The 11027-nt window shown below is 73.3% G+C and carries 8 protein-coding genes; all 8 read left to right on the top strand.

Annotated elements, in window-relative coordinates; all coding sequences use genetic code 11:
• Positions 1–364 precede the first annotated feature (364 nt).
• The 8 genes from mraZ to murD all read left to right on the top strand — a co-directional run bounded on the left by mraZ (position 365) and on the right by murD (position 11023).
• Complete coding sequence (mraZ, locus tag AB8998_RS12935; RefSeq protein WP_144950524.1) at positions 365–796, top strand: division/cell wall cluster transcriptional repressor MraZ; 432 nt, start codon at positions 365–367, stop codon at positions 794–796.
• Entirely contained in the window at positions 771–1949 is a 1179-nt protein-coding gene (rsmH, locus tag AB8998_RS12940) for a 16S rRNA (cytosine(1402)-N(4))-methyltransferase RsmH (protein WP_369738308.1), read from the top strand. Before mraZ ends, rsmH begins: the two co-directional genes overlap by 26 nt.
• Positions 1946–3136: a cell division protein FtsL gene (gene ftsL / locus AB8998_RS12945; protein ID WP_369738309.1), complete on the top strand. Its 1191-nt coding sequence runs from the start codon at positions 1946–1948 to the stop codon at positions 3134–3136. The genes rsmH and ftsL overlap by 4 nt, the downstream gene beginning before the upstream one ends.
• The gene (locus AB8998_RS12950) at positions 3133–5202 is read left to right on the top strand and encodes a peptidoglycan D,D-transpeptidase FtsI family protein (protein WP_369738310.1); all 2070 of its coding nucleotides are present in this window, start codon (positions 3133–3135) and stop codon (positions 5200–5202) included. Before ftsL ends, AB8998_RS12950 begins: the two co-directional genes overlap by 4 nt.
• A gap of 208 nt (positions 5203–5410) precedes the next feature.
• Entirely contained in the window at positions 5411–6946 is a 1536-nt protein-coding gene (locus AB8998_RS12955) for a UDP-N-acetylmuramoyl-L-alanyl-D-glutamate--2,6-diaminopimelate ligase (protein ID WP_369738311.1), read from the top strand.
• A complete protein-coding gene (locus tag AB8998_RS12960; protein WP_369738312.1) occupies positions 6943–8478 on the top strand; it encodes a UDP-N-acetylmuramoyl-tripeptide--D-alanyl-D-alanine ligase in 1536 nt (511 codons plus the stop codon). Before AB8998_RS12955 ends, AB8998_RS12960 begins: the two co-directional genes overlap by 4 nt.
• Positions 8475–9554 (top strand): phospho-N-acetylmuramoyl-pentapeptide-transferase, encoded by a 1080-nt coding sequence (gene mraY, locus AB8998_RS12965; RefSeq protein ID WP_369738313.1) that lies wholly within the window; start codon positions 8475–8477, stop codon positions 9552–9554. The genes AB8998_RS12960 and mraY overlap by 4 nt, the downstream gene beginning before the upstream one ends.
• Positions 9554–11023, top strand: coding sequence for a UDP-N-acetylmuramoyl-L-alanine--D-glutamate ligase (gene murD / locus AB8998_RS12970; protein WP_369738314.1), 1470 nt, complete (start codon positions 9554–9556; stop codon positions 11021–11023). The genes mraY and murD overlap by 1 nt, the downstream gene beginning before the upstream one ends.
• Positions 11024–11027 lie beyond the last annotated feature (4 nt).

Consider the following 11027-nt stretch of genomic DNA (forward strand, 5'->3'; position numbering starts at 1 on the left):
CCGCGGCGGCCCAGGCGAGTTCGACGCCGTCAACCTTCGTGAAGGGGTAGCCAGGAGGCTGCCCCTTATTTCATGCAGTCGTGCCCGATTCGAGGCCGAACCGCGTCCGAACCGAGCCCCGCTCCGACGCGCCCCATCCCCCCACTTTGCCCCACTGGCCGTATTGTGCCTTTGAAATGCGGTTTTGCGGCGCCGCTGCGGGACGGTGCGGTGCCACCCGGGGGGAGCCGGTCGGTCCGAGGTGGCAAATGTCCGAGAAAACGCGCCGAGCACGCCCCAGTTATGGGGCAAAGTGGGGGATTGTGGGGTATGGTGACTGCAGTGTTCGGGTGAGACGGAACCGCTCCGGGCGGGAGGTGAACGGGTGTTTCTCGGCACCTACACGCCCCGGCTCGACGACAAGGGGCGGCTGACGTTGCCCGCCAAGTTCCGCGACGCGCTGGCAGGGGGGTTGATGGTCACCAAGAGCCAAGATCACAGCCTGGCCGTCTACCCGCGCGCGGAATTCGAGCAGCTGGCCCGCCGGGCCAGCAAGACCTCGCGCAGCAACCCCGAAGCCAGGGCATTCCTGCGCAACCTCGCCGCCGGCACCGACGAGCAGCACCCCGACGCGCAGGGCCGCATCACGTTGTCGGCCGACCACCGCCGTTACGCGAACCTGTCCAAGGACTGCGTGGTGATCGGCGCGGTCGACTACCTCGAGATCTGGGATGCGCAGGCCTGGCACGACTACCAGCAGACACACGAAGAGAACTTCTCCGCGGCCAGCGATGAAGCACTCGGCGACATCATCTGAGGCGTATGCCCGTGCATCGTGGCCTCTGCCCGAACCGACCCTGGCGTACTTCCCCAACGCCAGGTTCGTGCCTTCGGACAGGGACCTCGGTGCAGGGGCGTCCCGCCCAATCTCCGGAGGCGTTGCGGTGGCTGATGATTCGGACGATCACGGGCACGTTCCCGTCCTGCTGCACCGCTGCGTCGAACTGCTGACCCCGGCGCTGACCCGCCGCACCCCGGACGGAACCGGAGCGGTGCTGGTCGACGCGACGCTCGGTGCCGGCGGCCACGCCGAGCGGTTCCTGACCGACCTGCCGGGGCTGCGGCTGATCGGGCTCGACCGTGATCCCAGCGCCCTAAACATCGCCCGGGCCCGGCTGGCGCGGTTCGCCGACCGGGTCACGCTCGTCCACACCCGTTACGACGGCCTGGCCGCCGCGCTGGCCGAATCCGGTTGCCCGGAGAGGGAATCGGTCGACGGTGTGCTTTTCGACCTCGGCGTGTCGTCCATGCAGCTCGACCGCGCCGAACGCGGCTTCGCCTACGCCCAGGACGCTCCGCTGGACATGCGGATGGACCCGGGCTCGCGGCTGATCGCCGCCGACATCGTCAACACCTACGACCAGGCGGCGCTGGCCGACATCCTGCACCGCTACGGCGAGGAGCGATTCGCCCGCCGCATCGCCGCCCAGATCGTGCGCTGGCGCGAGCGCGCGCCGTTCACGTCCACGGGGGAGCTGGTAGAGCTGCTCTACCAAGCGATTCCGGCGCCGGCGCGGCGCACCGGCGGGCATCCGGCCAAGCGCACGTTCCAGGCCCTGCGCATCGCGGTCAACGACGAACTGGACACGCTGCGCCGCGCACTGCCGGCCGCGCTGGACGCCCTCGTCGGCGCCGGACGCATCGTGGTGCTGTCGTATCAGTCCCTGGAGGACCGCATCGTCAAGCGCGCCTTCGCCGAGGCCGTCGCCACGCGCACCCCGATCGACCTGCCGGTCGAGCTGCCCGGCCACGGGCCGCGATTCCGGTCGTTGACACGCGGCGCCGAACGCGCGGATGCCGCTGAGATCGAACGCAATCCGCGCAGCGCCTCGGTGCGGCTACGGGCCCTGCAACGGGTGGAGGGCGGGGTGCAAGCAGCACGACACGCAACCGGGAGGGGCGACTCATGAAGACCAAGCGCGAGGCGCCGAAACGCCGCGGCGGCAACGACCGCCGGGGTGGGGCGAGCGGCTCCGGCGGGTCCGCCCGCAAGGGCAGGCGCACCGCGGTCGAGCCGGTGCACAGCACCCGGCCGGCCAAGACCCCGGCGCCCGCCCGCGAGGGCCGCACGCCGAGGTCCGGACCGCAGACCAGCCCCATCCCGCGGCCGGTCGAGCGTCCGGTCCGGGCCAAGAGCGCCAGCCAGGCCAAGGCCCGGGCCAAGGCGCGGAAAGCCAAGGCGCCCAAGGTCGTCCGGCCCCGCCTGACGGAGCGGCTGGCGGCCCGGCTGGCCGCCGTCGACCTGCGGCCCCGGACCCTGCTCAGCAGGGTTCCGTTCGTCGTGCTGGTCATCGGTGCGCTGGCTTTGGGGCTGGGCCTGACGCTATGGTTGTCGACCGCCTCGGCCGAGCGGTCCTACCAGCTGAGCCACGCCCGCGAGCAGAACCGCCTGCTGCAGCAGCAGAAGGAGGCGCTGGAACGCGATGTGCGCGAGGCGGAGTCGGCGCCGGCGCTGGCGGAGGCGGCCCGCAAGCAGGGCATGATCCCGACGCGCGACACCGCCCACCTGGTCCAGGACCCGGCCGGCAACTGGGTGGTCGTGGGCACGCCCAAGCCCGCCGACGGCGTTCCGCCCCCGCCGCTGAACGCCAAGCTCCCCGACGAGGGCCCGCCGCCGCCGCGCCCGGAGCAGTCCCCCGAGGTCCCGGTCCGGATCGAGCCGGCCCCCGGCGCACCGGGGGCGCCGGCCAGGTCCGGGCCCGAGATGCTGCTGCGCGCGCCGGACGGCGCCTCGACCGTGGGCGGTCAGCACCTGCCGGCCCAGCAGGTGCCCCTGCCCGGCACGCCGGGGGGATTCCCGGCGCCCGGGCAGTTGCCGGGTACGGCCCCGCTACCGAGCTTGCCGGCCCCCGGGGTGCCGCTGCCCGCTCCGGGACCCGCCGGGGTCCCGGTCCCGCTGGGCGGCCCGCCGGGCCCGCTTCCCGGCCGGCTGTCGGCGCCGGCGCCCGCCGGGGTCCCGGTGCCGCTGCAGCTGGGAACGGCGCCCGAAGCCCCCCAGGCCGCGGTTCCCGTCGGCCCCGGCGCGCCGGCGCCGCTGCCGGCCACCGCCGGGCAGTTCCCGCCGCCCGCCGTCGCGGCGCCGGGTGTGGCCGGATGAGCGGGCGCGAGCCCCGGCGGACTCGCCGGTCGCAGGCGGCGCGACCGGGCCGCGGTCCCCGCCGCTCCGAAGAGGAGGTTCGCCAGCCGAAGCGGGCCCGCGCGGCCGACAACGCCGCCCGGGCGCGGGACGCCGGCAAAACCAGGCGATTCCGCAGGCCCAAGGGCGCCGGGAAGTCCGGCGCGGCCCCCCGGCCCGACGCGCTGCCGGCCGGCCACTCGGCACGCGAGCGGCGGACCCGAAAGCTCGTGCAGGTGGGGACCCGCGGCGCGTCGTTCGTCGCCCGGCACCGGGCCGGCAACGCGGTCATCGGAGTGATGACGCTGATCGCGGCGGCGCAGCTGTTCGTCCTGCAGGTGACCGACGCCCCGGCGCTGCGCGCCCAGGCGGCCAGCCAGCTCAAGGTCACCGACGTCGAGAAGGCGGTGCGCGGCAGCATCATCGACCGCCACAACGATCAGCTCGCGTTCACCACCGAGTCGCGCGCGTTGACCTTCCAGCCGAAGAGGGTTCGCAAGCAGCTGGAGGAGGCCAGGGCGAAGAATCCCGCGGCCCCCGACCCGCAGCAGCGGCTGCGCGACATCGCCAAGGAGGTCTCGGCGCGACTGAACAACAAGCCGGATTACCAGACCGTGCTGAAGAAGCTGCAGAGCGACGAGACGTTCGCCTACCTGGCTCGCGCCGTCGACCCCGCCGTCGCCGGTGCGATCTCCGACAAGTACCCGGAGGTGGGTTCCGAGCGGCAGGACCTGCGCCAGTACCCGGGCGGATCGCTGGCGGCCAACATCGTCGGCGGGATCGACTGGGACGGTCACGGGCTGCTGGGCCTGGAGGAGTCGATGGACGCCATGCTCTCCGGAACCGACGGTTCGGTCACCTACGACCGGGGCTCCGACGGTGTCGTCATCCCCGGTAGCTACCGCAACCGGCACCGCGCGGTCAACGGCTCCACCGTGCAGTTGACCCTCGACGACGACATCCAGTTCTACGTCCAGCAGCAGGTCCAGCAGGCCAAGAACGTGTCCGGGGCGCACAACGTCTCGGCCGTGGTGCTGGACGCCAAAACCGGCGAGGTGCTGGCCATGGCCAACGACAACACCTTCGATCCCTCCCAGGACATCGGCCGGCAGGGCGACCGGCAGCTGGGCAACCCGTCGGTGTCCTCGCCCTTCGAGCCGGGCTCGGTGAACAAGGTGATCACCGCGTCTTCGGTCATCGAGTACGGGCTGTCCAACCCCGACGAGGTGTTGCAGGTACCCGGCTCGATCAACATGGGCGGGGTCAACGTGCACGACGCCTGGGACCACGGCGTGATGCCGTACACCACCACCGGGGTGTTCGGGAAGTCGTCCAACGTCGGCACGCTGATGCTGGCGCAGCGCGTCGGCCCGGAGCGCTTCTACGACATGGTCGAGAGGTTCGGGCTGGGACAGCGCACCAACGTCGGGCTGCCCGGGGAGAGCGCCGGGCTGGTCCCGCCGATCGACCAGTGGTCGGGCAGCACGTTCTCCAACCTGCCCATCGGCCAAGGTCTTTCGATGACGCTGTTGCAGATGGCCGGCATGTACCAGGCCATCGCCAACGACGGGGTGCGGATACCGCCGCGCATCGTCAAGGCCACCATCGCGCCCGACGGCACCCGCACCGAGGAGCCGCGCCCGGAGGGCGTGCGGGTGGTGTCCGCGCAGACCGCCCAGACGGTGCGGAACATGCTGCGGGCCGTGGTGCAGCGCGACCCGATGGGCTACCAGCAGGGCACCGGGTCCGCCGCCGCGGTGCCCGGCTACCAGATGGCCGGCAAGACCGGCACCGCCCAGCAGATCAACCCCGGCTGCGGCTGCTACTTCGACGACGTCTACTGGATCACCTTCGCCGGGATGGCCACCGTCGACAACCCGCGCTATGTGATCGGCATCATGATGGACAACCCGAACCGCAACGCCGACGGCTCGCCGGGGCACTCGGCGGCCCCGCTGTTCCACAACATCGCGGGCTGGCTGATGCAGCGCGAGAACGTGCCGCTGTCACCCGACCCCGGGCCGCCGCTGATCCTGCAGGCGACATAGGCGGCGCGTCTCGGAGGCCCCGCGAACCGCGAGCGTGCGCGTCTGCACGGCGACACGCCGCAGCGGGCGTACAACTGCGCACCCTCGCGGGGGATGCCGCCGGCCGACGTGAGGGTCGTTGACGCGCCTGCCCGGGCGCGGGAGGACCTCCTTGCCCGCCACTCCTCGGTAGGGTGTCATGGCCGATCATGGCTGACGGAGGTGGTGAATGGTGTCGGTGCCGGGTGCGCTGCGTCCCAGCGCCGTCTCCGGCGTGCCGCTCTCGGCGCTGGCGGCCCAGGCCGGCGCGGTCCCGGCCGACGGTGCCACCGCCCCCGACGTGCCGGTCACCGGCGTGACCCTGCGTGCCCAGGACGTGCTGCCCGGCGACCTGTTCGCCGCGCTGCCCGGCACCGCCACCCACGGCGCCCGGTATGCCGGCGAGGCGATCGGCCGCGGTGCCGTCGCGGTGCTCACCGATGCCGCCGGGGTGGCCGAGATCGCCGGAACCGCGACCGTGCCGGTCCTCGTGCACCCCGATCCCCGCCGCGTGCTGGGCGCCCTGGCCGCCACGGTGTACGGAAGGCCCTCCGAGCGGCTGACGGTGGTCGGGATCACCGGCACCTCGGGCAAGACCACCACTACCTACCTGGTCGAATCCGGTCTGCGCGCCGCCGGGCGCGTCGCCGGGCTGATCGGCACCGTGGGCATCCGGGTGGACGGCGCCGACGTCCCCAGCGCGCTGACCACCCCGGAAGCCCCCGCCCTGCAGGCCATGCTCGCCGTGATGGCCGAACGCGGCGTGGACGCGGTGGTCATGGAGGTGTCCAGCCACGCGCTCACGTTGGGCCGGGTGGACGGCACCGGATTCGCGGTGGGCGGGTTCACCAACCTGTCGCGCGACCACCTCGACTTCCACCCGTCCATGGCCGACTACTTCGAGGCCAAGGCGCTGCTGTTCGACCCGGCCTCGCCGCTGCGCGCGCGCCGCGTGGTGGTGTGCATCGACGACGAGGCCGGGCGCGCGATGGCCGAGCGCGCCGGCGATGCGGTCACCGTCAGCGCCGAAGGCCGACCCGCCCTCTGGCGCGCCTCGGCGGTGGCGCCGCTGGGCGCCGGGGGGCAGCAGTTCACCGCGACGGATCCCGCCGGCGTGCACCACGGCGTGGGCATCCGGTTACCGGGTCGCTACAACGTCGCCAATTGCCTTGTCGCGCTGGCGATCCTGGACGCGGTCGGGGTGTCGCCGGAGCAGGCTGCCCCCGGCCTGCTCGAGACCAGGGTGCCCGGGCGGATGGAACAGGTCGACCGCGGCCAGGACTTCCTCGCGCTCGTCGACTACGCCCACAAGCCCGGCGCGCTGCGGGCCGTGCTGGCCAGCCTCCGGCGGCCCGGTGGCCGGCTGGCGGTGGTGTTCGGTGCCGGCGGGGAGCGGGATCCGGGCAAGCGTGCCCCGATGGGCGAGATCGCCGCCGAACTGGCCGATCTGGTCGTCGTCACCGACGACAACCCGCGCGGCGAGGACCCCGCGGCGATCCGTCGCGAGATCCTGGCCGGCACGGCTCGCGGCGCCGCCGAGGTTGTCGAGATCGCCGACCGGCGCGCGGCGATCCGCCACGCCGTCGCGTGGGCACGCGGTGGCGACGTCGTGCTGATCGCCGGCAAGGGACACGAGACCGGGCAACGCGGCGCCGGGCAGACCCGCCCGTTCGACGACCGGGTGGAACTGGCCGCCGCGTTGGAAGCGCCGGGGACGCGGCCATGATCGATCTGACCGTCGCCCGGGTCGCCGAGATCGTCGGCGGCACACTGGCCGACATCTCGCCGCGGGACGCCGCGCAGCTGCGGGTCACCGGCACCGTCGAGTTCGACTCCCGCAAAGTCGGCCCCGGCGGGCTGTTTCTGGCGTTGCCCGGCGCCCGCTCCGACGGGCACGACCACGCGGGCGCGGCGGTGGCCGCGGGAGCGGTCGCGGTGCTGGCGGCCCGCCCGGTCGGCGTCCCCGCCATCGTGGTCGAGCCCCGACAAGACGGGCCAGCAACGGGCTTCGGCGCCTCGGGGGTGCTCGAGCACGACGCCGACGGGTCGGGTGCGGCCGTGCTGGGCGCGCTGGCCAAGCTGGCGCGGGCGGTGGCCGACGAGCTGGTGGCCGGCGGGCTGACGATCGTCGGGATCACCGGGTCGTCGGGCAAGACCTCGACGAAGGACCTGGTGGCCGCCGCGCTGGCGCCGCTGGGCGAGGTGGTCGCCCCGCCCGGGTCGTTCAACAACGAACTCGGTCATCCGTGGACGGTGCTGCGCGCCACCCGGCGCACCGACTTCCTGGTGCTCGAGATGTCGGCGCGACACCCCGGCAACATCGCCGCGCTGGCCGAGATCGCCCCGCCGGCGATCGGCGTGGTCCTCAACGTGGGCACCGCGCACCTGGGCGAGTTCGGTTCCCGGGACGCCATCGCTCGAACGAAATCCGAACTGCCGCAAGCTATTCCGTCGAACGGTGTGGTCGTCCTCAACGCCGATGACCCGGCGGTGGCGGCGATGGCGGGGGTGACCGCGGCCCGGGTGGTCCGGGTGAGCCGCGCCGGGCCGGGCGACGTGTGGGCCGACGGCGTCGCGCTGGACGAGCTGGCCCGGCCGCGCTTCACCCTGCACGCGCGCGGCGCCGAAGCCGAGATCCACCTCGGCGTCTACGGCGAGCACCAGGTCACCAACGCGCTGTGCGCCGCCGCGGTCGCGCTGGAATGCGGTGCCACCGCTGAACAGGTGGCCGAGGCGCTCGCGCACGCGGGGCCGGTGTCGCGGCACCGGATGCAGGTCACCACCCGCGCCGACGGGGTCACCGTGATCGACGACGCCTACAACGCCAACCCCGACTCGATGCGGGCCGGGCTGCAGGCGCTTGCCTGGATCGCCCGCGGCGGCGGGGTCGGTCCCGCCGAGCAGCGCAGGAGTTGGGCGGTGCTGGGGGAGATGGCCGAGCTCGGCGAGGACGCGATAACCGAGCATGATCGCATCGGCAGGCTCGCTGTGCGCTTAGATGTGTCTCGACTCGTCGTCGTGGGAAATGGGAGGTCGATGAGCGCCATGCACCACGGAGCGGTCACGGAAGGTTCCTGGGGCACCGAAGCGGTCAGCGTCCCCGACGGCGACGCCGCCCTGGCCCTGCTGCGGGCCGAGGTGCGGCCCGGTGACGTCGTCCTGGTCAAGGCGTCCAACGCCGCGGGGCTGGGCGCGCTGGCCGACGCCCTGGCCCGGGAGGCGCCAGCGGACGGGCCCTTCGGCGAGGCCCGCCCGTGAGGCAGATCCTTGTCGCCGTCGCGGTCGCGCTGACGGTGTCCATCCTGTTGACCCCGGCGCTCATCCGGCTGTTCACCAAGCAGGGGTTCGGCCACCAGGCCCGCGAGGACGGGCCGCCCAGCCACCACACCAAGAGCGGCACGCCGTCGATGGGCGGGGTGGCGATCGTCGCCGGCATCTGGGCGGGTTACCTGGGCACGCACCTCGCCGGCCTGGCGTTCGACGGGGAAGGGGTGTCCGCCTCGGGCCTGCTGGTGCTCGGGCTGGCCACGGCGCTGGGCGGCGTCGGCTTCCTCGACGACCTGATCAAGATCCGCAGGTCACGCAACCTCGGGCTGAACAAGACCGCCAAGATGCTCGGGCAGATCGCCGCCGCGGTGCTGTTCGGGGTGCTGGTGCTGCAGTTCCGCAACGCCAGCGGCCTGACCCCGGCCAGCCCGAACCTGTCCTACGTCCGCGAGATCGCGACCGTCACCCTGGCGCCGGCGCTGTTCGTGCTGTTCTGCGTGATCGTGGTCAGCGCCTGGTCCAACGCGGTCAACTTCACCGACGGCCTGGACGGGCTGGCCGCCGGCAGCATGGCGATGGTCACCGCCGCCTACGTGTTGATCACGTTCTGGCAATATCGCAACGCCTGCGTCACCGCGCCGGGCCTGGCCTGCTACAACGTCCGCGACCCGCTGGACCTGGCGATCGTGGCCGCCGCCACCGCCGGCGCGTGCATCGGCTTCCTGTGGTGGAACGCCGCGCCCGCCAAGATCTTCATGGGAGACACCGGGTCGCTGGCGCTGGGCGGCATCATCGCGGGGCTCTCGGTCACCAGCCGCACCGAGGTCCTCGCCGTCGTGCTGGGTGCGCTGTTCGTGGCCGAGGTCAGCTCCGTCGTGCTGCAGATCCTGGCGTTTCGCACCACCGGGCGCCGGGTGTTCCGGATGGCGCCCTTCCACCATCATTTCGAGTTGGCCGGCTGGGCCGAGACCACGGTGATCATCCGCTTCTGGCTGCTGACCGCGATCACCTGCGGCCTGGGCGTGGCCCTGTTCTACGGCGAGTGGCTGGCCACGATCGGCGCCTGATGAGCGGCATCGAAAAAGCGATGGACCCGCTGGCGCCGGGTGCGCCCGTCCTGGTGGCCGGCGGCGGGGTGACGGGCAGGGCGGCGCTGGCGGCCCTGTCCCGGTTCGGCGCGGCGGTGACACTGTGCGACGACGACCCGGCCACGCTGCACGGGTACGCCGAGCGGGGGGTGGCGACCGCCTCCACGACGGCGGCCGCACAACGCATCGCCGACTACGCGCTGGTGGTGACCAGCCCCGGCTTTGCGCCCGGGTCGGCGGTGCCGGCCGCCGCGGCGGCTGCGGGAGTGCCGATCTGGGGTGACGTCGAGCTGGCGTGGCGGCTCGACGCCGCGGGCCACTACGGGCCGCCGCGCCGCTGGCTCGTCGTGACCGGCACCAACGGCAAGACGACGACGACGTCGATGCTGCACGCCATGCTGACCGCCGGGGGCCGCCGCGCCCTGTTGTGCGGCAACATCGGCAGCCCGGTGCTCGACGTTCTCGACGAGCCCGCCGACCTGCTGGCCGTCGAGCTGTCCAGCTTCCAGCTGCACTGGGCGCCGTCGCTGCGGCCCGAGGCCGGCGTCGTGCTCAACATCGCGGAGGACCACCTGGACTGGCACTCCTCGATGGCCGAGTACACCGCCGACAAGGCCCGGGTGCTCGACGGCCGGGTGGCCGTGGTCGGGCTCGACGACGCCCGGGCCGCCGCGTTGCTGGACACCGCGGCCGCGCCGGTGCGGACCGGCTTCCGGCTGGGCGAGCCTGCCCCCGGCGAGCTCGGCGTGCGCGGCGGCCGGCTCGTCGACCGGGCCTTTGCCGAGGACCTGGAGCTGGGGGACGTCGACTCGATCGAGGTGCCGGGCCCCGTGGGGGTGCTCGACGCCCTGGCCGCGGCCGCGCTGGCCCGCTCGGTCGGGGTGGCCCCCGAGGCGATCGGGGCGGCCCTCGCCTCGTTCCGGCCCGGCCGGCACCGGGCCGAGGTCGTCGCCGTCGCCGACGGCATCACCTACGTCGACGACTCCAAGGCCACCAACCCGCACGCCGCCGAGGCGTCCGTGCTGGCCTACCCGCGGGTGGTCTGGGTGGCCGGCGGTTTGCTGAAGGGCGCGTCGGTCGACGCGGAGGTCGCCAGGATGGCGTCCCGGCTGGTCGGAGCGGTGCTCATCGGCCGCGACCGCGAGAAGGTTGCAGAGGCGTTATCGCGACACGCGCCGGATGTCCCCGTCGTCCAGGTTGCGACAGGCGAGGATGCGGGTATGGATGCGACTGCTGTGATTTCTGAGATAGATGTGGCAGAAGTGAAACGCACGGGCGGGGATCTCGGTGTTCGCGTCATGACGGCCGCGGTGGCCGCGGCCCGCGACCTGGCCAGGCCGGGCGACACGGTGCTGCTGGCGCCCGCCGGCGCCTCATTCGACCAGTTCAGCGGCTACGCCGACCGTGGCGAGGCCTTCGCGGCCGCCGTGCGCGCGGCCGTCCGGTAGGCGG

Origin of the sequence: Mycobacterium sp. HUMS_12744610 (assembly GCF_041206865.1) — a bacterium.
Taxonomy (GTDB): domain Bacteria; phylum Actinomycetota; class Actinomycetes; order Mycobacteriales; family Mycobacteriaceae; genus Mycobacterium; species Mycobacterium servetii.

Coding starts and splice junctions, on each gene's coding strand:
- rsmH (WP_369738308.1), top strand. CDS start 771: ATGAAGCACTCGGCGACATCATCTGAGGCGTATGCCCGTGCATCGTGG.
- ftsL (WP_369738309.1), top strand. CDS start 1,946: ATGAAGACCAAGCGCGAGGCGCCGAAACGCCGCGGCGGCAACGACCGC.
- AB8998_RS12950 (WP_369738310.1), top strand. CDS start 3,133: ATGAGCGGGCGCGAGCCCCGGCGGACTCGCCGGTCGCAGGCGGCGCGA.
- AB8998_RS12955 (WP_369738311.1), top strand. CDS start 5,411: ATGGTGTCGGTGCCGGGTGCGCTGCGTCCCAGCGCCGTCTCCGGCGTG.
- AB8998_RS12960 (WP_369738312.1), top strand. CDS start 6,943: ATGATCGATCTGACCGTCGCCCGGGTCGCCGAGATCGTCGGCGGCACA.
- murD (WP_369738314.1), top strand. CDS start 9,554: ATGAGCGGCATCGAAAAAGCGATGGACCCGCTGGCGCCGGGTGCGCCC.